A 24,442-nucleotide genomic window follows, 5' to 3' on the forward strand; every position below is an offset into this window, starting at 1 on the left:
CCAGTCAATCCAGAAGATTCTCTAGAAAGCGGGATCTATGAAAACCACGCGCAAGACAATCGCCTTCTCTGCCTTCCTCATGGCGGCACTCCTGTGCCCATCTTCGGTGTACGTCATAGCCCAGGACGAACCCAACCCAGTCAAGGAAAAGTTTCAGGAAGATCTTAAAGCAGCCGTCATGAACGAAAGCATCACCGTCCCCCAGTTGAAGGAGATGCAGGAGAACCTTGCGACACTCAAGGCGGCGAAGGCCGAACAGCAGCCTGGAGCGCCTGTGGACCTGATGACCCCTTACCTGGCCGTCTCCAAAATAAGAGCGACCATGGCTACCGTCAAGGAACCGGACCGTAGCACTCTGCGGCAGGACTTTCAGCTCATGATGGCGACGAAACAGCCCGAGCCCTCTGCTGAACCTGATACGCCGGGGAAAAAACTCGGCAGAGATATCTTCGCTGCTGTGATGCACGGCGAACCAACTCCTCCGCAAGTGCAGCAACTTCAGGAAAGCCTGAACTCCCTTCAATCGATCAAAACCAGCGGTGGCGGCATGCTCGAAAAGTTCAGGACGATGAAGACCGCCAAAGCACAGATCGAGCAGACGATGAATGAAGGCTCGTTCCGGCCGCAGGACAAGCAAACCGTCCTCGATGACTTAAACAATCTTGGAGGCAACGGAGGCGGAGGTGGTTTGAGGAGAAATGGGCTTTAGTCAGGCCGGAATGAGGACGCTGACATCCTTCTTAATTCTCTGTATGGCGACGATTCGAGTAAGACGTACAGGATCTCTCGGATTTTTTTCAAGCGCACTGGTCATTCTGTGGGGCGTCTCTGGCTTTGGCCAAAGCACCTCAGACCAGGCACCGGAACTTGCGCTGGTTGACGCGATTCAGATTGCGCTGGGAAACAATCGGCCGGTTCAAATAGCCAGGCTTGACGTTACGAAATATGGATGGGAGGTCGCCGAGGCCAAGACTCATCGATTTCCCGAACTCAAGACAGAGCTGCTCGCCTCCGGAAATATCGACTCTCCCAGCTTTACCTTCAAGCAAGGCGTCTTCGGGACCATAGACAACCAACCGGTTCCAACGACGGATAAGCAGATCAGTCTCTCGAGCGGATTGACTGGTTACGCTATCGCAACGGTAGCTCAGCCAATCTCGCAGCTTTATCAAATACATCTCTTGGTGCGAGAGAAGCAGCTCTCCGTCGATCTTGCAGGAGAAAAATACAAGCAGAAGAGGCAGGCTACCGTGGTGGATGTAAAGCAAGGCTATTACGCCATTCTTCAATCCGAGAGCGCTCTCGAGTCCGAGCAGGCGCTGATAAAGGAATACGAGGAAACCGATCGAGTCACCACGCAATATCTGAGCAAAGAGTCCATCCTGAAATCGGACAGCCTGCAGGTGAAAGCACAACTGGCCCAGGCAAGACATCAGCTAATCACGCTCCGGGACGATCTGCAGACCCAGAAAGAACACTTCAACGATCTGCTGGGGAGGGATCTCGATACATCCTTTCGCACTCAACCCGTTCCACCGGCCTCAACCGATGAGATGGATTTGAAGGCAGCTAGAAAGACGGCTCTCCAGCAGCGGCCCGAGTTACAGGAAGCAAAGATCAACGTCGAGAAGGCCGGTTACGACCGCAGCCTCGCAAAGGCCGAATACATCCCCGGCATCGGCGCGCAACTCCAATACCTCACTCCAATCAATACCCAGATCCTGCCGCAAAATATCCTCTCCGTCGGTTTGAAGATGACCTGGGAGCCATACGAATGGGGCCGGCGCAAAGACAATGTGAAAGAAAAAGACATTCAGGTGCAGCAAAGCCAATACCAGTTGGACCACACCAGCTCCCAGGTGCTGTTGGATGTCGACAATACCTTCCGCAAACTGAGCGAGAGCCGTTCCATGTTGGAGGTCGCACAGGCCGCCCGCGATGCCGCGAACGAAAAGTTACGCGAAGTGAATGACCAGTACAGACAGGTGACGGTCCTGCTGCGCGACGTCTTGAAGCAGCAAGCCGCAGTCGCGAATGCCAATCACGAATACGAAGAGAGCCTGCTCGCATTCTGGAACGCGAAGGCAGAATTTGAAAAAGCCTTGGGAGAAGAGTGAAACATGAATCGCCTCGCCAAGCCGGGTCGTCTCTGGGTCGCAGCTCTCGCGAACTCTCTTGTCCTAGCTCTCGCTGCCTGCAAACAGGAAAATCCGGCGACGACACTTCCCCTTCCAGTGCACACGGCAGTCGTGCAGTCAGTCTCCGCAGAGAGCGGCACAAAATATTCTGCCAACATCGTTCCCTATGCCCAGGTCGACTTGTCCTTCAAATCGAACGGTTACGTCGAGCGCATCCATCAGGTCAAGAGCCCAAGTGGCGGCATGAGAAATGTCGATCAGGGCGATTGGGTTCCGAAAGGAACGGTGCTGGCGCTGGTCAGCCAACAGGACTATAGCGACAAGTTGCAGCAGGCACAGGCGCAACTCGCACGTGGACAAGCCGAACAAGAAAAAGCCAAGCTGAGCTTCGACCGAGTCTCCTCTCTCTACTCCACGCAAAGCGCCACCAAACCCGACTACGACTCCGCTAAAGCACAGATGGACAGCACGACTGCCTCCGTTTCAGGCGCACAAGCGCAGATCAGCGAGGCGAAGGTTGCTCTCGCTTATTGCTCCCTGCGAGCGCCGTTCAATGGATGGCTGGTCAAGCGCAGCGTCGATCTCGGAAGCCTGGTGGGACCAGCCACCAATGGTTTTACACTGGCGGATACAAGCTCGGTGAAAGCTGTCTTTGGAGTTCCCGACATCCTCATCAGCCGGGTCAGACTGGGCCAGCATCTAATTATCGCCACCGACGCGCTATCGCATCCTGTAGAAGGCCGGGTCAGTGCGATCTCGCCCGCCGCCGACCCAAAGAGCCGCGTATTCTCAGTCGAAGTCACAATCCCAAATCAAAAAGATGAGTTGAAGTCGGGTATGATCGCCTCGCTCAGTCTGGATGGCGCAAGTCTGCAACAGCCCGCCCTGGTCGTTCCGTTATCAGCAGTCATCCGCGATCCCTCGCACGCAGATGGCTTCGCCGTCATGGCAGCCGACGGCAGCGGAGATCTCGTATCGGCACGTTTGCAGCCAGTGGATCTCGGCGATACCTCTGGAAACATGATCGTCGTGAAGGGAGGACTCACCTCCGGAGAGAGAGTCATCACTACCGGAGTCACTTTGATCAAGAGCGGCGATAAGGTCCGCGTCATACCGTAAACTCCCGGCGAACACGTCTCGCTGGAACAGTCATCAAGGGTGCACGAAGCCATGAGCCACAAGTCGGAAGCCGAGTACATTGCTCATACCCACAATACGGCGCGCTTCTTCGTGGAGAACCGGCAGCTCTCGCTTGTCATCCTGATCGCTCTCTGCCTATGGGGTTGGTACGGCTTTCAGCACATGGCAAAGCGCAAAGATCCGAAGATACCGGTGCGTGTGGCCGTTGCATTCACGCAGTGGCCTGGCGCAACCGCGCAGGAGGTCGAACAACTGGTCACCCGGCAAGTCGAGCAGACAATGGCACAGAACTCCTTCATCAAGCCACCGTCAGCCTCTGACTTCGGCATTCGCTCCTTCAGCTTTCCTAATCTGTCGATGGTCTATGTCCAACTTGACGATCAGGTGAGCGATCCCAAAAAGCAGTTCACTGATATGAACCTGAAGCTGAATGCGCTCAACAGCAGCTTGCCGCAGGGTGCCGGTCCCATTCAGTTCAACAGCGATTTTGGTGACACCGCAGCTCTGATGTTAACTGTAGCCAGTCCCCCCGCGAATGAAGTCGAGGTTGCTTTGCGGGCGAGGTCGATTCGCGGTGCGATCGAAAAGACGCGAGCTGCCGAACCAAAACGATCTCCGCAGCCACGAGTGACGATTGTCAACGCATTTCCCTTGTCGGTCTCCGCTTCTCTGATGCACGATTCTTTTGTGTCGTTCATCGAAGCGGCAGCACAGACTAGGATGATCTTCGACCCACATTTTTTTGAAGGCAGCGGCTTCATCGGCGTCGATGTCGCCACTACCCTGACTGACGCAGAGCTTCGCGAAGCCGGAGACCGATTAGTGGTGGAGAAGCTGCACCGCTCCGAAATCCACCCCGATGCGTGGCCAGCGGCCTTCATCCGCAATCCCCAAGACACAGAGACGCAGCTGTCCGCAGTGGCGGGAGACAGGTACACGTATCGCGAACTCGATGACTTTACCGACCTCATAGGAAGAACGCTACAGGGAGCTCCTGAGGTCGCCAAGATCGATCGCAAGGGAGTGCTTCCTGAACAAATCTATCTGGACTACTCTCAGGACCGGCTAGCCCAATACGGCATGACTCCTTCCAATCTGAAGGACATACTCGGGGCGCGCAACACTACGCTACCCGGAGGCCAGCTTGAGGTCGGCCCTGCCAGCATTCAGATTGACCCGTCGGGGAAGTTCACTGACCCACGACAAATTGGCGATGTAATAGTCGGCTCTTCTTCCTCCGCCGCGCAGAGTCCGGTCTACCTTCGCGATCTGGTGGAGATATCTCGCGCTTATCAGAGCCCTGCGCGGTACCTAAACTACCTGACCTGGGCGGATAAGCAAGGACACTGGCATCGCAGCCGCGCGATTACGATTGCGGTTCAGGTAAAAGACTCTGAACAGATCGACGCCTTTGGCCGAAGCGTGGACGCGAAGCTCGCTGCCGTGAAGCAATATCTCCCCGACGATCTAATCTTCGCCCGCACCTCCGATCAGCCGCTGCAGGTAAAAGAAAACATCAGTCTCTTCATGGATTCGCTGTACGAGGCGATTGTTCTCGTCGTGCTGGTATCGTGGATCGGCTTCTGGGAGTGGCGCTCGGCGTTGCTGATGGCGATCTCTATTCCCATCACCTTAGCCATGACTTTTGGCGTCTTGTATCTGATCGGCATTGATATTCAACAAGTCTCAGTCGCTACTCTGATCATCGCACTGGGTCTGTTGGTCGACGACCCGGTAATCGCAGGCGACTCTATTAAACATGCGCTCGCCGAAGGCCACCCAAGCATCGTCGCCGCATGGCTTGGCCCTACCAAGCTTGCAACCGCCATCATGTATGCAACAGTCACTAACATCGTGGCCTACCTGCCCTTCCTGATGGTCACTGGCAGTACCGGTGAATTTCTCTTCAGCCTGCCGATCGTCATGACCGTAGCGCTGATTGCTTCACGTCTGGTTTCGATGACTTTTCTGCCCATGCTCGGCTACTATCTGCTTCGCCCGGAAAAGAACGGCGAAAAATCTTTGGAGGAGCAGCGCAAACACGGCTTCTTCGGCCTCTATGCGCGAGCTGCGAAGTACTCGATCGAGCATCGTTGGAAGTTCTTCTTCGCTTCGCTCTTGTTTCTCGCCGCCGGTGTCTTGATCTTTTCGAGGCTCACGACTGCCTTCTTCCCGGAGGACGTTCAGTACTGGTCTTACATCGACGTCTGGCTGCCGAACGATGCAAACATTGGAGCGACCAATGAGATCGCGCTCAAAGCGGAACAGATCATTCGGGAGCAAGCGGCGCGATTCTCGAAAGAACACGAACATCCATTGAAACAATGCGACCTGTTGCGTTACATCACGACCTTTGTCGGCGGCGGCGGCCCGCGCTTTTGGTTTTCCGCTTCCCCGCAAGGACAGCAATTGAACTATGCGCAGATCCTGATTGAGGTTCGTGACAAAGAGATGACGCCGGAGTTCATCAGGGCGCTGCAGCCGGCGCTGACCGCGTCCATTCCGGGTGCGCGTCTGGATGCACGCCAGTTGCTGACCAACCCCATGGACTATCCCATTGAAATTCGCGTCTCCAGTACCGCCGATCTGAGCGCTCAGCAGGAGCCGGAGGACATCCGCGGGTTGCAGGCTGTTGCGGGCAGGGTCGAGGACATCTTGCGCTCCATTCCGATCGCGGAGCGCACCCGTAATGAATGGGGAGAGGCGAATGCGCAGATTGCGCTCACCATCGATCCAGACCGCGCCAATCTTGCCGGGATCACGAACATGGACGTGGCGAACTCTTCGACGGCAGGCATTAGCGGATCTACCGTCGGTGTTCTGCAGGAGGGTCAGAAGCAGATTCCGGTCGTAGCGCGCCTGCGCATGAACGAACGTGCTCAGCTCTCGGATATCCAAAGTCTCTACGTCTATGGCTCGCAGGACAGCAACAAGATCAAGCTTGCGCAAATTTCGGATATCAACCACGACCTGGTGACCGGTCGCATCGTTCGGCTGGAGCAGTTCCGTACCATCAATGTGCGCAGCTTCCCCGTCGCTGGGCACCTAAGTTCGGAAGTCCTGAATATCGCCATGCCTAAGCTGCTGGCACTGGAAGCGACCCTGCCACCCGGCTACAAGATCCAGATCGGGGGCGAATATGACAAGACAAAGCATGGCTTCCGGAATCTCGCCACGGTGATGGTGATCTCGGTTGCCGCCATCTTCATGGCTCTTGTCTTTCAATTCAAGAACGCCATTAAACCCACGCTGGTGTTGGCCGCTGCGCCGTATGGCATGGTGGGCGCCTTCGCCGCGCTGTGGGTCATGGGCGAGCCCTTCGGCTTCATGGCCTTTCTCGGCATCGCCAGTCTTGTCGGCGTCATCGTCAGCCACTCCATAGTCCTCTTCGACTTCATCGAAGAGCGGCGCATCGCTGGCGATGACTTTGAACTGGCTTTGATTGATGCTGGCATTCTCCGCCTTCGTCCCGTGCTGATAACAGTGTTCGCAACCGTGCTGGCGCTTGTCCCTCTCGCAGCGCATGGCGGTCCGCTTTGGAAGCCGCTCTGCTATGCGCAGATAGGTGGGCTGCTGGTCGCGACCGTGGTCACGAAGCTCCAGGTACCAGTGATGTACGCGATTTTTGTACTTGATCTCAAAATCTTGAAGTGGGATGCAGCCGAGAAAGAGCCTGCCGCTCAACCTACAAACGCATAAGTTATCAATCGTCGTCCTTCATGCAGGAGTCTCGCGCGAAAATCGCATCTTTTTCTCGTGCCTGCATTTTTGCCTTGACGTGCCTCTGAGTCGCCAAGCGCCAGCGCATCATCGCCAAAGAATGCAAAGTAAGTTGTAGACGGGATTGTATTCAAAATGGTCGGGGCGGAGGGATTCGAACCCCCGACCCTCTGGTCCCAAACCAGATGCGCTACCAGACTGCGCTACGCCCCGACTTAATTTAGTTTATCGCATCAAGCTGGCCACCGCGATCAGAGTGTTCGAAACAAGCCGTGGCTGCTAGTCCCGAAGAGCGCGTGGAAGAGGCCGTCAAAGACCCACGTGAACAGAAGGAGCGGCAAAATGACCAGCCCGGCCAACACAAGACAGAGGACCCCAAGAAACAGCCAGCTCTGCAGCGTATGTTTGCGCGGCTCATCCACGCTGCCGACAAGGAGAGCGTAGTTCCGCCGGTTGGCGCGCCAGGCGATGTCGAACATATCGCCGAGAACCGGAACAGACCCAACCACGACCTCAATCGCCACATTGGCCACCATGCGCGCCACAGTAGCATACGAGACGCCACGCACCCACGCCGCGACGATGATGATGCAAGAGGCAATTCCGCCGATCAGGTCGCCGACGCCTGGAATGAAGCCCACAATCCCGTCAAGTCCGAAGCGGATCGAGGTGCCGGGAATCCTGATGAAATCGTCTAGAACATGCGAAAGCAGGTCCAGATTCTCGTCATCAAAAGCTTTTCCGCCACGTTTCAGGCGAGGAGACAGGACCTCCGGCTTTGCGGTAAACGGCATCGGACCCTCCCCGTCCGACTGGGAGATTGTCTCGCAGGCGGCCAGTGCTATAATTCCAGTATACGGCGGCTATAGTTCAGTGGCAGAACGCCGCTCTGTGGCAGCGGATGTCGTGGGTTCGAAACCCACTAGCCGCCCCAAACTTCTCAAATCTTTAACCTGCGGATCAACCTTTGCCCCGCGTGCCAAAAGCTCCCTCTACGCCCGCCCCGGTAGCCGCTCCTAAATTACTGGCGCGCCTCTATGCCGGGACCTCGGGTTGGGCCTATCCCACCTGGAAGCCGGAGTTCTATCCTGCTGGCACACCCGCCAAAAAGTTTCTGGAGTTTTACGCCTCGCAACTTACCTCGGTGGAGGTCAACTACACCTTCCGTGCCCTGCCGACGGCGAAGATACTCGAGAGTTGGCTTGCCGCGACGCCGTCAGAGTTTCGCTTCAGCTTCAAGGCCCCACAACGCATCACCCACCTCAAGCGGCTGCGCAGTTGCGAAGAACTGGTAACTCAGTTTGTGGCAGCCCTTGAACCAGTTCGTCAGTCCGGCAAACTTGGCCTTCTGCTCTTCCAGCTTCCTCCGAACTTCAAGGCTGACGCCGAACTTCTCAGCACCTTCCTCTTTCTCTCTGCCCTCCACGGAAGCAGCGCACCGCTAATCGCCTTTGAATTCCGCCATGAGTCCTGGTTCGACGAGAAGATCTATGCAGTCTTACGCGAGCACAACGCAGCAGTCTGCATCGCCGAGAGCGACGACCTGCTCACGCCGGAGGTGCACACCGCGAAGGACTACACCTGTTACCGGCTGCGGCGAAGCAGCGGCTACTCGCCAATCGAGTTGGATGCCTTTGCTCAACGTTTCGCAGCTCTCGCCCAGCAGCGCGACGTCTACGTCTACTTCAAACACGAGGACGAGCCAACCGGAGCACTCAACGCTACGCAATTTCTTGCCCGCCTTCAGGCACTGTCGGAGAAGCAGTAATGCCGACAGCGGAGATCGAGAGCATCGAGAGCCACGCCGTAGAGTTTCAGCCTCGACGTTTCATAATCAACGGACATCTGCAGACGATCATGGGCAACTACCTGCCGCGACTCAACAGTCTGCCCGCGCCCGAGGCAACGCTCGTCGAGGTTTCGCCGGCGACACCCAACCAGATCGCAAGTCAGGTTCTCTGCCACTGTCATTGGCAGCCCGAGAACGTCCGCTCCTCGCGTCCAACAGCCATTCTCGTCCACGGGCTGGAAGGCTCCTCGAACTCACAGTACGTCATCGGCAACTCGAACAAGCTCTGGCGAGCCGGATGCAACATCATCCGCATGAACATGCGTAACTGCGGAGGCACCGAAGCGCTTACGCAGACGCTCTATCACTCCGGTCTCTCCAACGACGTACTCGCCGTGATGGACTTCTTCGTCGCACAACACCGCCTGCGGTCAGTATCCTTGATCGGTTACTCGATGGGCGGAAATCTCGTCCTCAAGCTTGCCGGCGAGCTTGGCTCTGCTGCTCCGCCAGAGCTGCACTCCGTCATCGGCGTATCGCCCGCGCTCGATCTTGGCCCATCGGCTGACGCTCTGCATCGCCCGTACAATCGGGTCTACGAGCTGAAGTTCTTGCGCGCTCTTCTCAGCCGTTATCGCCGCAAGGTCGCGCTGTTTCCTCACGTCTACGATCCCACTCTCGCCACTGGGATCCGTTCTCTGCGCGAGTTGGACGACCGTATCACCGCCTTCTATTCAGGTTTCACTGGAGCGGACGACTACTACTACCGCGCCGCTGCCGCCCGCGTCATCGACCAGATCGCCGTGCCGACACTCATCCTTCATGCATTGGACGATCCCTTTGTCCGCATCAGCGATGAGAGTTGCAAAACACTCGAGGCCAATCCGAGTATCCAGCTGATCACGACCCATCACGGAGGTCACTGCGCCTTCCTCGCGCGGCCCGATGCCGACAGTGGCTACGATGGCTACTGGGCCGAGCACACCCTGCTGCGCTTCCTGCTCGCCAACGCATAAGATAGTTCGTAATGCTCTCTGACTGGTCCGCCGAATGTTCTTCAGACGATCCTGTACTCGTGGTTCCCTGGTCTGACCCATCCGATCCCTCCGGCAATCGCCGATTCATCGATCTCCGCGAGAACCCTTACGACCTCGACCATCTCCCCGAAGTCGAGCAGCATCCCCCGCTGATGCATGCCCTGCGCGCGCTCAATGCCCCACGATCCGCTGTATTCACCGCGAAGTGCGATGTATGGCCGCTCGAAGCAGAGGAGCTTGACGCTCTCCGCGCAAACCTCGACGCAACCTCCGACGACGCCCCGGCAGGCTTCGGCAGCTACATCGACATCCTCTGGCGCGAGCGATCTCTCTTCGCCTCCTACCACCAGATGGAGCAAAGGGTGCATCGCTTGACCCGTCACTCCGCTCCGCTCGATCAGCCCTATGCCATGCTCGACTGCGTCATCCGACCTGCGCTCGTCGATCTCACCGGCCCGCAGGAGGGTTTTGCCATCAGCCTGTACGTGAAGGCCATCGGTCACGACCCCCAGGCAGCAGAACAGAACTGGGCCTCGGCCTTGGACGCTGTCGTCGCACTGTTGCGCAGCAAGGATCTTGCCTTGGGCTAGCCCCCAATTTTCCAAACCCTCTGGGTCGCCTTCCCCGATACAATCAATACAGACGCATACGGGCGAGTAGCTCAATTGGATAGAGCACGAGCCTTCTAAGCTCGGGGTTGTGGGTTCGATCCCCGCCTCGCCCACCACCCGTACCAAGCGTCTGCGCCCCTCTAAGCTTCCCGAGCTTACTTAAGCCTCGAGCAAGAGATCTTCTTCTTTGACCTGGTGGTAATCTGCTCCAGCATCGCGGCCTCCGGTCGCATGTCGCAGCCCCGCCAACGCGATAAAGCCGATAGCCAGGCAACAGACTCCGTTCCACCTCCAGTGCTCCCATGCGATAGTCGCCAGAGCCGATCCCACTGCCGCCCCGCTAAAGTACACCGTCATATAAACCGTATTGATCCGGCTGCGCGCAGAGGGCATCAGCCCGAAGATCCGTGTCTGATTGGCGACCTGCGTCATCTGCGCTCCTACGTCGAGCACCAGCACTCCGACCGCCAGCGCGATGATATGGATCGTGATCGGCAGCCCGGCTACTTCTTCCACCCACAATAAAACGTAGGAAAACGTGAGCAGGCCCATCCCAAGCGAGATCACCCATCGCGACCCATGCCTATCGGACAGCCTCCCTGCAAGTGGTGCGACCAACGCTCCCGCCGCGCCAACCACCCCGAAGGTACCCGCGACCCCGGCGCCCAGCCCGTAGTGACTATGCAGCACAAAAGCCAGCGTCGTCCAAAAACAGCTGAATGACGCAAAGACTAGTGCCCCGACAACGGAGGACTCTCTCAACAGAGGCTGCGTGCGAAAGAGCGTCCAGAGCGACTTCATCGCATCGGAGTAGCGCAACTGCTGCTTCGGGGGCAGCTTGGGCATCACCCGCCCCATCAGCGGAACAAAGGCCGCATTCACCACCGCCGCCACCACAAAGACCCAGCGCCAGCCATGAATACCGCTCACCCACCCCGCAAAAGTGCGGGCCAGCAGAATACCCAGCAGCAGTCCAGTCATCACCGTACCGATAGCCCGACCGCGCTTTTCATGCGAAACCAGATCGGGCGCAATCGGAAGCGCAACATGGGTGACCGACGCAAAGAGTCCAAGCAACACACTCGCAACGATAAGCCAGGTCAGTCCGGGGGCAAGCGCGACCAGCAGAAGCGCAACCGCCTCCGCACCATACATCTTCATCATCAGGGCGCGGCGTTCCAGCACATCGCCCAGCGGAACGAAGGCTAGCAAACCACACGCGTAACCCACCTGGGTCGCCACCGCCACAAAGCCCACATGGCCAGCCGTAACGCCATACGAACGGCCCATCTCCAGCAGAAGCGGCTGGTTGTAGTAGATCGTCGAAACACCAACTGCGCAAGCCAGCCCCAGAAAAGGCAGCGGAGCACGTTGTTCGGATCGTAATGAAGTGGTCATACCAATGCTCTAATTCAAGTGTAAAGCATTAGAGCCTGCTCGACCAGAGGCGAAGTCTGCGCGGAAACGCTAAGCCTTGCCCAATGTCAACTTAGCAATGGTCGCTAGCTGCATAAACGACGTGCCTTCATAGATCTTGCCGATCTTGGCGTCGCGATACAGCTTCTCGACAGGGTAGTCCTTCACAAAGCCCGATCCCCCATAGACCTCGACCGCTAGACTGGCAACGCGCTCCGCCACCTGCGACGTGAAGTACTTACACATCGCCGCCTCCTTCAGAAAATCCAGTCCCGCATCCTTCAGCCGAGCCGCGTTATAGACCATCAGCTTCGCCGCTTCGATCTCAGTCGCCATCTCGGCCAGTTGAAACTGCATCGCCTGAAACTCCACCAGGGTTTTACCGAACTGTTTGCGCTCCTTCGCCCACTTCGCCGCATAGCCCCATGCACCTTCGGCCAGTCCGAGCATCTGCGAGCCAATCCCGATACGGCCTTCGTTCAGCGTCTCGATAGCGATCTTGTATCCCTTGCCCGGCTCGCCCAGCACCTGCGCCGCAGGCACAACGCAGTCGTTGAAGATCAGTTCGCAAGTACTCGACGCGCGAATACCAAGCTTGTCTTCCTTCTTCCCAAGCGTAAATCCGGCTGCACCCTTCTCAACCAGAAACGCCGTAATCCCCTTGTAACCGGCTGCCGGATCGATCGTCGCAAAGACAATAAACAGTCCTGCCTCTTTTGCATTCGTGATCCACAGCTTCTGTCCGTTGAGAACATAATCGTCCCCGCGCTTCACCGCGCGCGTCTGCAACGCAAAGGCGTCAGACCCCGACGAAGCTTCACTGAGCGCATACGATCCAATGGTGTCTGTTGCAAGACGCGTCAGGTATTTTTTCTTCTGCTCTTCATTCGCCCATCGCACCAGCGCATTGATGCACAGCGTGTTCTGCACATCGACCATCACCCCGACCGACGGATCGACCGCAGAGATCTCTTCGACCGCGAGAATCGCATTGAAAAACGTGCCCCCTGCCCCACCGTACTCTTCGGGAATCTCGATCCCCATCAACCCAAGTTCGAAGAGTTTCCGGATAAGTCCGGCATCCATCTGCTGCGACTCATCCATGCCGCGCACCAGCGGACCGATTTGTTCTACCGCAAAGCGCCGTATCGTATTACGAAAAAGCTGCTCGTCATCCCCTAGCTGCGTCAACGCCATCGGTCCAACCTGCTGCGACATCCACTCACCTCTGCCCGTATTCAGGAAAAGGCGAGTCTAGCATCTTGAGCACACCACTGAATAGTCATTCACTCAACTAATTGAGCAAAGGCATCTGTCTAATCGCTCATCAAGAAGAGAGCAAATCGCTAGCCCGCGACCTTAACCAACCGCCCACGCCGGGTGACGATCGAGAGCTTCTCGGTATTCAAAATCTTCCGAGCCTGCTCTCTGGCATGATTGGCCCACGGTCCCACTGGATCGAGCCGCACATAAGCCAGCCAGTGTCGCAACGCCCTTCGACGCTGCCCCTGCCGCTCATACGCTAGCGCAAGGTTGTAGTGTGCATCGGCATACTGCGGAACCAGAGCAACAGCCTTCTGATAAGCGGTCGTCGCCTCAGCCAGACGCTGCATCTCGTCCAGCACATTGCCCAGATCGAAGAACGCAAGCGCATACTCCGGGTCGGCCACCGTCGCCTGTCGATAGAGCCCTTCCGCATCCTCAAACCGCCGCAGGTTGTAGTGGATCGTCCCAAGATTGATCAACGCCGGCGCATGCTGCGGGCGCATCGCCAGAATCGCAGCATAGATCTCGGCAGCCTGCTGGATCGTAGCCGGATTTTCCTCCAACTGCACCGCACGCAAAAACATCTCTTGGATCTCTGCCGCCTGTCGCAAACCGGCATCCCCACTACCCACGACACGAAGCTGACGCGCCGGCGCAGTTTCAAAGTCAAAGGCCAGCTGCTGCGTCAGCGGATCCATCAGCGCACCGCCATGCCGAAAGCTCAACCGTGATCCGCGCCGCACAAAGCTCGCCTCCAGCAGCGGATTCCCTACTCCGCCTAGCCGCTGCATGGCCTCCACCGACGCTCGTATATTTTTTGCAGAGATCTTTGTCGTCGCCTGCAGATCGCGCAGCCTGCGCAACTGACCCAGCGCATCAAAAGAATAGTCATCCTTGGGAGAGATCAGTCCTGCTCGCTCCCACGCCGTTAGCTGGCGTGCCTGCAAGTGAAGGATCCGGATTACGTCTTGACGGCTATATCGGGTCACAGTGGTGTCTCAGTTGGCACCGTCTTACAAGTTCATCCTGCGAACTCTCTCTGGAGTATGCCTTCGAAACCCGCGCCAATCAAGACCAAAACCTTCTAACCCCCTCGAATAGTGGTGGATAACTCGTACCCAAATGGGTTCCCCGATCTTCAACCCACATTCACACTCGGCAGATCGCAGGCCCACTTCAACTCAGGCGTGGCTGTCTGCTCTTCAGATCTTCAAGCAGCCGCTCGATCTGATCCTCTCTTTCCAAAGTGTTGAGTCGGTCTTCAAGAGATTGAGATTCAAGAACCACATGGCTGGCAAAGTTGTCTGCCTCCTCACGCTGAATGCTCGAGCGCAGCCGGTTCATGGCGGTCGATCTCTGGTGCGAGGCAGCGATCGTGCGGGCAGCGTTCGCCTTGCCTACCGTGCGGGCGCGGCGTTGCTGAGCGATCAATAACTCGCAAGCCGAGCGCGTCTCGGACAGCTTCTGCTGCAGACGATTGAAGGCGTTGCGAAGAGTCTCCGTCTCAGCCTTCTGATCTTCAAGCTGCTGCGCAAAGTTTGCTGTCAGCTGTTGGTTGCTCAGGCTGCGCTCCAACGCAGCGCGGGCTAGATCGTCCTGCTGCTTCTGCACCGCGAGCTCTGCCTTCCGATTCCACTGGGTCATAGCAACCTCGTACTCCTTGAGCTTCTTCTCGAGAAGGTGCTGGTCGGCAATCGCGATAGCGACCTGCGTCTTGACCTGGAGCAGCTGGTTTTCCATATCCAGCACGAGTTGCTTCGCCAGCTTCTCAGGATCTTCCGCCCTCTCGATAAGGTCGTTGATGTTGGCTCGTAGAAGTGTTCCTACACGCTCAAGCAGTGCCATGGGAGTTCTCCTTTACTGCGGTAGTGCGTCCAGCGCGGAGAGAGTTTTCTCCGCGCTGGTTTGATAGATCAGGCTTGTGGACCGTTGCCGTCATCGCGAGGCTTCATCGCTTTAACGTTGGACATCAGATCGTGAAGGTTCATCCCGGAGAGCGCCTCGAAGAGCGCAGGAACCTGAGCCGCGATCTTCGTCATCTCGCCCGTAATCTTGCTGGCTCCGGTCGCCCCATCGTTCCCGGTCGAAACAATGGTGATCTTGTCGACCTTGCTCAGAGGCTCCGCCATTGCGCGAACCACATCGGCCATGTTGGTGATGAGCTTGTCGACGACGGCGGCCTGCGTCCACTCCTGGTAAGCTTCGGCCTTTACGTTCATCGCTTTCGCCTCCGCCTCGCCCTTCTGAAAGATGATGTTGGCCTCCGCCTCGCCCTGCAGCTTCGTGGCTGCGGCACGACCCTCGGCCTCCATCATGACGCGAGCCTTATCGGCCTGAGCGATATTCTCGATGCGCTGACGCTCAATCTCAGAGCCCTTGAGCACCGTCGCAATCAGCTCCTTTTCATGACGCAGAATCTCAGCCTCCTGCACCTTCACCTGCTCCTGCTTCTCAACCTGCTGAACGCGAACCTGCTCGGCAACGACCTTCTGCTGCATGACGTTGGTCTGGAGTTCGTACGCCTTATCCGCCTGAGCCTCCTGGCGACGGCTCTGCTCCATGAACTGCGCCTTCTGGATATCAAGGTCACGTTGAGCCTCCGCCTGTTTTGCAAGCGACGCTGTCTCTGCGATCACGCGATCCTGATCCGCCGAGGACTTGGCGACTGCTGCCTCGCGTAGTGCAATGGCGCGGCGAATCGCCGTATCGCGCTCAGCCTCTGCCGTAGCAATCTCGGCATCGCGTCGTATGCGAGCCACATCTGGACGGCCCATGTTGGTGATGTACTCGTTCTTATCGCGCACCTCGCGAATCGTGAAAGAGATCACCTCAAGCCCCATCTTGCTCATGTCATCCATACAAGTAGAGCGCATCCGTTCAGCCACCATCTCCGGCTCTTTCACAATCTGCTCAACGGTAAGCTGACCAATAATGCCGCGCAGATGACCCTCCATCACCAGTCGAATGAGACCCTCGCGCTGGTCAGGAGACTTCGTCAGAAACTGTTCCGCTGCAGTGAGGATCGACTCTTTGTCCGAACGAACTTTGATCTGCGCAACAGCCTCCACAGTCACCGCGACACCCTGCTTGGTGTAGAGATCCTGCTGCGGCGCAACGTCAAAGCTCATCAGCTCCAGCGAAAGTTGACGAGAGTTTTCCACGACCGGAAAGATCACCGCGCCGCCGCCCTTGATGACGCGCGGCCCGCGGAATCCATAGACAATAATCGCTTCGTTAGGACCAGCCTTGCGAAACATCTTAGCCATTAGAAGGGCCAATGCGAGAGTGGCGAGAACTACCAGACCAACAATAATAACGACCGAGTTCGGCATATCGTTCCTTTGTCCCAGTCCTTTGTCCAGACGGACGAGAGAGCGTGTAATGTGCTTGCCTCAAGAGAGGGTTGAGCGGGTGATGTGCCTCGGCAAGTGAGGCCGCCCGGATCAGGAACGACGATCAACAAAAATTACAATCATGATCTACAACGCATCGTGCATTCCATTCGCGAGTTCGTCCCATCGACGGACGTAGGCAACGCCGCGGTCATAACGAATAACAACAACCTCCGTTCCTCGCGCGATGGCGCTGCCGTCTTCGCTCCGGGCAGCAGCCGCACGACGAGCCCCGGCCTGCGAAAAGATAATCTCGCCAATCCCATCCCCGTCACGAATGGAGTCGCTCACCTGGGCAAGTACGCCCGCCATCTCCGTCTCTTCCGGAGTCAGAATCCGCTCATGAGGAAGAAGCAGCTTGAAGAGAACAGCCCAGATGAGCGCGGCCCCGGCGACACCGCTTATCAATGCAGTCAGCAAAATCAGCACGCCGCCGAAGATGCTCGAGTGGTGCAGCAGATACCCGGCGCCGCCAAACCAGCACAGAAACACCGTGATGGTGAAGCCGTTCACCGCAGACAAGCCTGATCCCCGATGTGCCCCATGCGCGGCATGACCGTGAGCCACATTGCCAATATGGAATCGGCCGATATGCAGATGGCCGAAACCCCCAACGACCGAGATCAGGCTAAGCACCAAGCCGACACAGAAACAGATGAGATAGAAGGAGTCCATATTATTTGGTGCTCCGTTTCGCGGCTTTCTTTGGAGCCGGTTGAGTTAGTGGAGCCATCATCGAAGAGCCTTCAGGACGAAGAACCTGAAACAGACGATCCAGCAGAGCAGGCGTCTCAAGAATGCTCTCGATCAGAAGAAAGCAGCGCCGTGAATCGCTATGGTTCGCCAGCGCCAGCAGAGCCTGGCAGAGTGCCGGGTCACGACGGAAGCGTTCGACGCCTCCGACCAGCCACAGGTCGAGCTTGTCTTCCGCCGTTCGCAGGTCGGAGATCAACTCGGAGTGATAACCCTCTGGATCATCGACGAGATAGCCGGGATGAACTTTGAAGAACTTCGCCAGCAGCAGCCGCGTCGTGTTCGTCAGGTGCGGGCGCGCGCCACTCTCAATCTGAGACAGATACGACTGGCTGATAGTTCCCTTGTTTGCCCTGTTGCCTGCCTTCTTACCCGCACCATTCTCTTGTTGAATCGCCCGAACCAGCTCCTGTTGCGTCATAGCGCGATTAAGACCACGAAGGCTGCCCTCAACCTCACGCAGATAACGGATTTTGTCGCTGAGTCTCATGACAATTACAAATCGCAATATTTATATCGCAATATGCAATAAAAATCAAGACCGATTTTTCACTCCAATTCAAACCAGAAAAGCTCCGCCCCAAAGACATCGCAAGAATCTGCAGAGTACGTTCGATTCCTCACACATGGAAACCCGGCGTATGCTGGCCACATGCTTCGGCCTGCCTGGCGTCTATCGCATTCGTGCTGCCTGCCCGCACACCTGCTTAGCGTCTCCTTCCTCGTCGCATCTCCACCGGCACCCGCGCTCGGCCAGCCCCCCGCATCCACTCTCGCGATTGAAGGCTTAGGCAGAGCCGTCGCACGACTTGATGGCCCCTGGCGCTTCCACCTGGGCGACGATCCCACCTGGGCCTCGCCCTCCTTCGATGACTCCCAATGGGAACAACTCACCGCAGAGAAACCCTGGGGCGAGCAGGGCTACACGAGTTACACCGGCTATGCATGGTACCGCCTGCACCTGTCGCTCAACCCGTCCCCAAGAGATCAACCCAGCTTCGCCCTCCTCGTGCCCCACCTCGACGACGTGTACGAGATCTTCTGGAACGGCAGTTCCATCGGCCGCAGCGGAAAGTTCCCTCCCTACCCCATCTGGTATCGATCCTCAAACGCACCAGCTACCTACCCGCTCCACCCGGCAACCCCTGAGTCTGGGTCGGAGCACGAAAACGGCACACTCGCCATCCGCGTCTGGAAGGCTCCTCTTACCTCCGAGGACTCAGGACAATCCGGCGGCTTCGAGGGATCCCCCGTCATCGGCTATCCCGAATCCGTAGCCGCGTATAAAACCACGCTCGACTATCAGTGGCTCCGCGCCAATCAATTTTCGTTCAGCCAATACCTCCTCTACGGAATCGCCGGGCTCCTCGCCCTCTTCGCCTGGCTTCGAGATCGACAGCAGAAAGCCCTCCTGTGGATGACCGGATTCGCCCTGAGCCCGCTCCTCCGGCTGGTCCTCTACGGAATGCGTATCGCGTGGCCCGTAGGCTTATCAAACGCGCTCGGACCGCCCGTCTCCTCGATTCGCGACATCTCTCTCTGGTTTCTGCTGCTCTGGCTTCTGCACCTCGACGACAACCCATCATTAACAAAACTCATCCGTCGCTTTGCCATCATCAGCCTGGCAGCCAGTATCTCCGATGGCCTTCTGTCGCTCCTGGATGCGAGCGTGAGTTGGTTCTGGCTCATTCAGATCGCGGACGCGGTGCTCACAGGGATCTACTTCATCACCGCGGCAGTTCCCCTTGCACTCGTCGCCCTCGCCATCAAACAGCACCGCCATCTGGATCTGGCCCGTCGCTTACTAGTCATCGCAGCATTTCTCTGGGGCATGATTCAGGTCGTCCAGAGGCTAGCTCCCCAGGGACAGCGCTTCACCCACTGGACCCTCGCCGACAAACTACGCGCCCCCCTCTTTCACCTCTACGGCAACGCCGTATCCCTGCCCACGCTCGCCGGAATCTTCCTGCTCGTCGCTCTGCTCTACTCCGTCTATCGCACCTCCATGGAGGACCGCCGCCGCCGCAGCCTTCTCGAGCACGAGATGAGCAGTGCCCGCGAACTCCAGCACGTGCTCATCCCCGAAACCTTCCCTTCGATCCCTGGCTTCGCCGTCACCAGTGCCTATCGCCCCGCACTTGAGGTCGGCGGAGACTTCTTCCAGATCATCCCCCTCGATGGCGACTTCACCCTTGTCATCCTCGGCGATGTCAGCGGAAAAGGCCTCAAGGCTGCCATCGCGGTCTCACTCATCGTCGGACTGGTGCGCGTCCTGGTGGAAAACACTCACAGCCCCGCTCAACTATTGACCGAGTTGAACCGGAGACTGACCGGCCGCCTGCATGGCGGTTTTGCCACGTGCGTGGCCCTGCGTCTCGATCCCCACGGCAACTGCGTCCTCGCCAGCGCCGGACACCCCCCTCCCTACCTCAACGATCGAGAGGTAGTCATCCCCGGGTCGTTCCCGCTCGGCCTGTTTCCCACCGTCGCCTATCCGGATAGCCGCCTGCCTTTGCAGGTCAACGATCACCTCGCCCTCTATACCGACGGACTCCTAGAAGCCCGCAACAAGTCCGGCGAACTCTACGGCTTCGACCGGACGCGCGAACTCTTCGCGGCACTCCCCAACGCCGCCCGCGCCGCCGAAGCCGCCGTGCACTTTGGTCAGGACGACGACATCACCGTCGTCACCCTGGTCCGCGTCCCCATGGGCGAAGAATCGACCGACATCGCGCCGGCCAATCGGAACCTGTAAAAATGCCTGTGAGCGGCCTCACCGCAGATCAACCGCAGATCTACCTAAGATCAATCAAATCGTGTCTTTGAGAACACCCTTGTACTTTTGAAATTCCGCCGTCGTGTCGTTTCTTACCTTTGAGATGATATCGGTCCATACCGGGTTGATTGTCGTGAGATCGACCTGCCCGTGCCCATGCGCTGTAGCGAATTCTTGAGCTTTATTCTCTCCATCCGTGTAATTCTGCATGCCCTTCACGATCTCGAAGGCAGATGCGATGACAACACCCACATCGTCCTCCAAATCAGGCGGTACGCTCGCATAGACCTCGTCATAGTTCTCGTCGATCCACTGGAACACGATCGGCATCAGCACCTCGGACACCCAGCGGTTATAAGCGTCCAAACCCTCGATTCCCGCGATCCACGACGGGTGCATCCCCCAATCCGGATGAACCCCGCTCAGCCCATGCTTGTTCCCCTTCTCAACCAAATGCTGAGTGGTCCACTTCGTCATGTTTGACATAGCTCTCTCCTTGTTGATTTCACTATCATTCCATTGAATTGAAATACGGGGCCCCACAACCCGAAGAATTACTGCCAACTCAATCCGGCGAGTCCCATGTGACCTTGAAAAAACACAGACCCTTGCCAAGGAGAAAGCTAGGTGCAGTGTTTATAGCATTGATTCAAGCGCCCTCGCATTTTTTGGTCGCCTCGGCACTTTTTGCGATTGGCCACGGGCCGCACCCAAGGCAAAGCTCCTCCAAGAGGAGGCACGCCCTCAAATCGCACCGTCTCCCCAACTGCAGGAGCAGAGCCTACCAAATAATTCATCTTTAAAGGGATTGTGGAGCCGATGAGCGGAGTTGAACCGCTGACCTACTGATTACGAATCAGTTGCTCTACCAACTGAGCTACATCGGCCTGTTTCTCTATTCTATCGGCTTCGTGGCCATTCGCCAACTCTTCAGTTCGCCCGGCGATGAGCCGTAACCAAAAAGCTGCCAACGTCAGAGATCAACCCACCAGATGCTGATTCGCAATCTCGATGAAGTTCCTCGCAAGAACGCTCTCCGCACCCGTCTTTACTCCAAGATCAATCGTCGTCCGGCAAGCAGCCGTCACCGCTCGATACACCGCCCCCGGCATCGCAACCCTCGCCACGCAAGCCGGTGCCAGCGTCACCCCAAGTCCCGCCGCCACCAAGCGCACTAGCGTCAACCACTGCGGCGCATCTTGAACGATGTTCGGACGAAACCCGCTCCGTTCGCAGCACGCAATCGTCCGGTCATAGGCCAGCGGACCCATCCGCCGCGCAAACATGATGAACGGTTCGCCCTCCAACGCCTTCACGCCCAGCGTCTTCCGTTGGGCCAGCGGGTGCGCCTCCGGCAACACCGCCACATACCTCTCCTTCAACAAAGTAGTGATGCGAATCCCCTCGGTCGGATCTCCATCCCGCAGAAACGCCAGGTCGATCTGCCCATTCAACAACGCGGCAATCTGCGCCGACGTCACCAACTCCCGAAGACGCAACTCCACCTTCGGATAATGGCGCCGAAAACTTTGAATAGCAGCCGGCAGCTCCGTAAACATCACCGAGCCGCTGAAACCCACCGTCAGCGTTCCCTCCTCACCGCGACCCAAACGCCTAACCTGGGCAAGGTCCTCGTCCACCTTCTCCATCGTGCTCCTCGCACGTCTCGCAAGCAGCTGACCGGCAGCCGTCAGCTTCACTCCGCGTGTCGTCCGCTCAAACAACGCATGACCAAGCATCTGTTCCAGCCGTTTGATCTGCTGGCTCAACGGAGGCTGCGCCATCCCCAGACGTCTCGCCGCCTTGCTGAAGTGAAGCGTCTCCGCAACCGCCAGGAAGTACCGCAGATGCCGCAGCTCGATGCGCTCATTCATATCTCAATCATATAGATCGCGACCTTTCAGCTATTGGACATCCCGCGCCACTCCTCGTAGCGTTGAGTGCAGGACACACCGCCAGTGACCCTTTCCGGAACAAAAGATTCAGTGGAGGTCTCATGAACAACACAGCCCTGGAGTTCAAGATCCGGGAGTTCGAACCGGAAGACAAGATCGCCTTCCGCCGCCTCAACGAAGAGTGGATCACCCGCGAGTTCGTCCTCGAACCCAAGGACCTTTACTCCCTCTCCAACCCACAGGCAACCATCCTCGATCATGGCGGCCGCATCTTCTTCGCCATTCAAAACGGCGAGACCGTCGGCTGCTGTGCTCTTGTCGCGATGAAACCCGGAGAGTTCGAAGTAGCCAAGATGGCCGTTACCCAAGCTTGCCAGGGAACCGGAATCGGACGTCGCCTCCTCCAAACCGTCGTGGACGAAGCGAGGACCTCAGGCGCAACCCGGCTCTATCTCGAAACCAACCACAAGCTAACCCCAGCCATTCACCTCTACGAAGCGGTCGGTTTCAGACGCCTCCCGCCAGACCGCGTAGTGCCATCCCCCTACGCCCGCGCAGACGTCTCGATGGAGCTATCGTTCCCCACTCGCTGACCGAAGACCAAAGATCCACGCGCGTCATCGTCCATCAGAGCAGACAAGCCCAATTCCACACTCACAGCGCAGAGATCACACACTCACAGGTCGCGGCGACCAGCACCGTCAAACTCTCCACCATCCGAGTCCACCCAATTCGCTCCGTCGGCAGGCCACACCAGTATCGCGAGCGCCGCCAGAGCGATCACTACTTGCAGCACCGGATGTAGACCCTGAGACATAGTGCGCCTCGGCAGAGAGCCTTTTGTTCCCTTGCGATCTTCATCGGCAGCCTCATTCTCGACCGTGACGCAACGCCATCACCCCGGCTGATTCCTCACCACAGCCATCCCACTTTGGTAACCAACTCTCTCGGAAGAGAACGCACGAAAATTCCCTCCGGAAAAGCGAAGAGGCCACCCGGCAACGAGGTGGCCTCTTCTTTAGGGAGAATAGTTCCAACGGAGGCAAAGCCATCAGAACTTTCTGGCGAAATACTAAGTTTGGCGATATGACGTGTCAAGGCCAAAACTTGACTACTGTAAGTCCTTATTCCTCAATGGTTACGGGGGTTACTAACCTGCCAACAGGGGCCCCTATATTCGCCTAAGTTTCGTTTTTAGCGCCACCGCCAAAATCTAAACCGCTATCCTATCAGACGCTTAGCTCCTCGCCTGCACCATCCCCAGTGCAGATCTGCGAGCCCGTCGATCATCCCCCATGCTCAACCCCGGACCCCTCCGTATGAATCCGAGCCGCACTTCCGCTCAGATCGATACGAAGAAACTCCGGCTCAGTCGCCGCTGGCTTACCCTGAAGTACCCTGATCGCCGCCCGTCCGCCACCCAGAAACAGCGCCAGAATCACAGCCGCCAAAGCCCCCACCCCGCAGAACACCAGGATGCTCGTCAGCAAACTCACCGTCTTCTTGATCTCCGCATGGAATTCAGGAGGCACCGGCTTGTTCCAGGTCACCTCACTCCGCAGATGAATCCCCTCCACCAGCCTCTGCGCCTCGGCCGCACCCCAGACCCCTGTCGTCAGCAGCACCAGCGGCCCCTCCCGCCTCAGCTTCACCGTCCCGGCCGCACTGCCCTCCCGGTTCATCTCCGCCTCAATTTGTCGCCCATGCTCGCCTGCAATCTGAGGCGTCGGGTAGAGCAGCATCGTTAGCACACCCTTCCCCTCGTACTTCGCCGTCACCACCTCGGCTGCCTTGTCGAAACCAATCATCTCCGCCGGAAGCACCCCACCCATTGCCTGATAGCCCAGCGGCCCCACAGCATACCGCTCCGAGCCCTTCTCCAAATCCTTCACCGGCAAGTAAGTCGGCAGCAGCGGAGACATCCCCTTCGGACCCCCCACCTTCGGCAGCCCCACCTCCACCGTTCGCAGAACCGCCTCCGTCGAAGCCGGACTGCCCTTCAAAGCCGCGACCACAACGGACACCCCACTCCGCACCACTGTGGAACCGCTCTTCCGCAGATAGTCACACGCCGCTGCCGCACCCGTCGCATCGTCAAACTGATACACCGTCACCATGCCCTTTGCACCCGGACCCTGTGGCCCACCCCGCTCATACCGGCGAATTCCATCCTCGACCAGCACCGGCGCATCGGCCCCACTCCACGAAGGAGCACCCGTCCCAGCGTCATGATCAGACCCTCCCCGCAGCGACTCCGGCAGCAGCGGCGTCGGAGGCTCCGCCAGCATCACCTTCGGCGTCTGCCCCTCCAACGAAATCACTGACGCACCCATCACCACCAGCCCCAGCACAGCCGCCACCCGTATCCGAGAGAGAAAACCCATACGTTGGTCAGACTACACCAGCACGCGAACGTAAGCCTAGAGCCACACCCGTCTTCGTTTGCTGGAACTTCCTCGGCGCATCAACGTATGTTGATGGAATATTGCTGTAGAGAAATCCCTGCCGC

At 57.8% G+C, this 24,442-nt stretch carries 21 protein-coding genes and 4 tRNA genes; 11 read left to right on the top strand and 14 right to left on the bottom strand.

The window, feature by feature from the left end; translation table 11 throughout:
* Positions 1 to 37: 37 nt before the first annotated feature.
* From RBB75_RS04730 to RBB75_RS04745, 4 genes are read left to right on the top strand one after another with little or no spacing between them, the layout of a single operon-like run.
* On the top strand, positions 38 to 709 hold the full coding sequence (locus RBB75_RS04730) for a hypothetical protein (RefSeq protein WP_179639553.1): 672 nt from the start codon (positions 38 to 40) through the stop codon (positions 707 to 709).
* On the top strand, positions 699 to 2,117 hold the full coding sequence (locus tag RBB75_RS04735; protein WP_257031176.1) for a TolC family protein: 1,419 nt from the start codon (positions 699 to 701) through the stop codon (positions 2,115 to 2,117). The genes RBB75_RS04730 and RBB75_RS04735 overlap by 11 nt, the downstream gene beginning before the upstream one ends.
* A gap of 3 nt (positions 2,118 to 2,120) precedes the next feature.
* On the top strand, positions 2,121 to 3,257 hold the full coding sequence (locus RBB75_RS04740) for an efflux RND transporter periplasmic adaptor subunit (RefSeq protein WP_179639554.1): 1,137 nt from the start codon (positions 2,121 to 2,123) through the stop codon (positions 3,255 to 3,257).
* Positions 3,258 to 3,308: 51 nt separating this feature from the next.
* Complete coding sequence (locus RBB75_RS04745) at positions 3,309 to 6,977, top strand: efflux RND transporter permease subunit (RefSeq protein ID WP_353069736.1); 3,669 nt, start codon at positions 3,309 to 3,311, stop codon at positions 6,975 to 6,977.
* Between the two features lie 157 nt (positions 6,978 to 7,134).
* Here RBB75_RS04745 and RBB75_RS04750 read toward each other — a convergent pair.
* A tRNA-Pro gene (locus RBB75_RS04750) sits at positions 7,135 to 7,211 on the bottom strand.
* Between the two features lie 38 nt (positions 7,212 to 7,249).
* The gene (locus RBB75_RS04755) at positions 7,250 to 7,792 is read right to left on the bottom strand and encodes a DUF4112 domain-containing protein (protein ID WP_353069737.1); all 543 of its coding nucleotides are present in this window, start codon (positions 7,790 to 7,792) and stop codon (positions 7,250 to 7,252) included.
* Between the two features lie 65 nt (positions 7,793 to 7,857).
* Between RBB75_RS04755 and RBB75_RS04760 the strand changes: the two genes are divergently transcribed.
* The 5 genes from RBB75_RS04760 to RBB75_RS04780 all read left to right on the top strand — a co-directional run bounded on the left by RBB75_RS04760 (position 7,858) and on the right by RBB75_RS04780 (position 10,551).
* Positions 7,858 to 7,932: transfer RNA gene (locus RBB75_RS04760), tRNA-His, on the top strand.
* Positions 7,933 to 7,974: 42 nt separating this feature from the next.
* A complete protein-coding gene (locus RBB75_RS04765) occupies positions 7,975 to 8,766 on the top strand; it encodes a DUF72 domain-containing protein (protein WP_353069738.1) in 792 nt (263 codons plus the stop codon).
* A complete protein-coding gene (locus RBB75_RS04770) occupies positions 8,766 to 9,803 on the top strand; it encodes a YheT family hydrolase (RefSeq protein ID WP_353069739.1) in 1,038 nt (345 codons plus the stop codon). The genes RBB75_RS04765 and RBB75_RS04770 overlap by 1 nt, the downstream gene beginning before the upstream one ends.
* An 11-nt stretch (positions 9,804 to 9,814) precedes the next feature.
* Complete coding sequence (locus tag RBB75_RS04775) at positions 9,815 to 10,414, top strand: hypothetical protein (protein WP_179639558.1); 600 nt, start codon at positions 9,815 to 9,817, stop codon at positions 10,412 to 10,414.
* Between the two features lie 60 nt (positions 10,415 to 10,474).
* A tRNA-Arg gene (locus tag RBB75_RS04780) sits at positions 10,475 to 10,551 on the top strand.
* A gap of 43 nt (positions 10,552 to 10,594) precedes the next feature.
* On the opposite strand, the gene RBB75_RS04785 is transcribed toward RBB75_RS04780, so the two are convergent.
* From RBB75_RS04785 to RBB75_RS04815, 7 genes are all read right to left on the bottom strand, one after another.
* The gene (locus RBB75_RS04785) at positions 10,595 to 11,833 is read right to left on the bottom strand and encodes an MFS transporter (RefSeq protein WP_179639559.1); all 1,239 of its coding nucleotides are present in this window, start codon (positions 11,831 to 11,833) and stop codon (positions 10,595 to 10,597) included.
* A 69-nt stretch (positions 11,834 to 11,902) separates the two neighbouring features.
* Positions 11,903 to 13,069 carry an acyl-CoA dehydrogenase gene (locus RBB75_RS04790; RefSeq protein ID WP_353069740.1) on the bottom strand — a complete coding sequence of 389 codons (1,167 nt, stop codon included), beginning with the start codon at positions 13,067 to 13,069 and terminating at the stop codon, positions 11,903 to 11,905.
* A gap of 128 nt (positions 13,070 to 13,197) precedes the next feature.
* Positions 13,198 to 14,106: a tetratricopeptide repeat protein gene (locus RBB75_RS04795; RefSeq protein WP_434557146.1), complete on the bottom strand. Its 909-nt coding sequence runs from the start codon at positions 14,104 to 14,106 to the stop codon at positions 13,198 to 13,200.
* Between the two features lie 187 nt (positions 14,107 to 14,293).
* Positions 14,294 to 14,962 carry a PspA/IM30 family protein gene (locus RBB75_RS04800; protein WP_353069742.1) on the bottom strand — a complete coding sequence of 223 codons (669 nt, stop codon included), beginning with the start codon at positions 14,960 to 14,962 and terminating at the stop codon, positions 14,294 to 14,296.
* Positions 14,963 to 15,030: 68 nt separating this feature from the next.
* Positions 15,031 to 16,449: a flotillin family protein gene (locus RBB75_RS04805; protein WP_353069743.1), complete on the bottom strand. Its 1,419-nt coding sequence runs from the start codon at positions 16,447 to 16,449 to the stop codon at positions 15,031 to 15,033.
* A gap of 147 nt (positions 16,450 to 16,596) precedes the next feature.
* On the bottom strand, positions 16,597 to 17,184 hold the full coding sequence (locus RBB75_RS04810; protein ID WP_179639564.1) for a hypothetical protein: 588 nt from the start codon (positions 17,182 to 17,184) through the stop codon (positions 16,597 to 16,599).
* A 1-nt stretch (position 17,185) separates the two neighbouring features.
* Entirely contained in the window at positions 17,186 to 17,752 is a 567-nt protein-coding gene (locus RBB75_RS04815; RefSeq protein ID WP_179639565.1) for a helix-turn-helix domain-containing protein, read from the bottom strand.
* Positions 17,753 to 17,914: 162 nt separating this feature from the next.
* Between RBB75_RS04815 and RBB75_RS04820 the strand changes: the two genes are divergently transcribed.
* Positions 17,915 to 20,017 (top strand): PP2C family protein-serine/threonine phosphatase, encoded by a 2,103-nt coding sequence (locus RBB75_RS04820; protein ID WP_179639566.1) that lies wholly within the window; start codon positions 17,915 to 17,917, stop codon positions 20,015 to 20,017.
* 54 nt (positions 20,018 to 20,071) lie between these two features.
* Here RBB75_RS04820 and RBB75_RS04825 read toward each other — a convergent pair whose 3' ends face one another.
* The 3 genes from RBB75_RS04825 to RBB75_RS04835 form a co-directional block, all read right to left on the bottom strand.
* Positions 20,072 to 20,524 (bottom strand): hypothetical protein, encoded by a 453-nt coding sequence (locus RBB75_RS04825; RefSeq protein ID WP_179639567.1) that lies wholly within the window; start codon positions 20,522 to 20,524, stop codon positions 20,072 to 20,074.
* Between the two features lie 325 nt (positions 20,525 to 20,849).
* Positions 20,850 to 20,925 (bottom strand) — tRNA-Thr (locus RBB75_RS04830).
* A gap of 93 nt (positions 20,926 to 21,018) precedes the next feature.
* A complete protein-coding gene (locus RBB75_RS04835; protein ID WP_179639568.1) occupies positions 21,019 to 21,912 on the bottom strand; it encodes a LysR substrate-binding domain-containing protein in 894 nt (297 codons plus the stop codon).
* A gap of 122 nt (positions 21,913 to 22,034) precedes the next feature.
* On the opposite strand from RBB75_RS04835, the gene RBB75_RS04840 reads away from it, so the two are divergent.
* Positions 22,035 to 22,526, top strand: a complete 492-nt coding sequence (locus RBB75_RS04840; protein WP_179639569.1) for a GNAT family N-acetyltransferase — start codon at positions 22,035 to 22,037, stop codon at positions 22,524 to 22,526.
* Positions 22,527 to 22,609: 83 nt separating this feature from the next.
* On the opposite strand, the gene RBB75_RS04845 is transcribed toward RBB75_RS04840, so the two are convergent.
* Positions 22,610 to 22,750, bottom strand: a complete 141-nt coding sequence (locus RBB75_RS04845; protein WP_179639570.1) for a hypothetical protein — start codon at positions 22,748 to 22,750, stop codon at positions 22,610 to 22,612.
* Between the two features lie 469 nt (positions 22,751 to 23,219).
* Positions 23,220 to 24,317 carry a DUF6599 family protein gene (locus RBB75_RS04850; RefSeq protein WP_179639571.1) on the bottom strand — a complete coding sequence of 366 codons (1,098 nt, stop codon included), beginning with the start codon at positions 24,315 to 24,317 and terminating at the stop codon, positions 23,220 to 23,222.
* Positions 24,318 to 24,442: the final 125 nt, after the last annotated feature.

This window comes from Tunturibacter empetritectus (assembly GCF_040358985.1).
GTDB classification, from domain to species: Bacteria; Acidobacteriota; Terriglobia; order Terriglobales; family Acidobacteriaceae; genus Edaphobacter; species Edaphobacter empetritectus.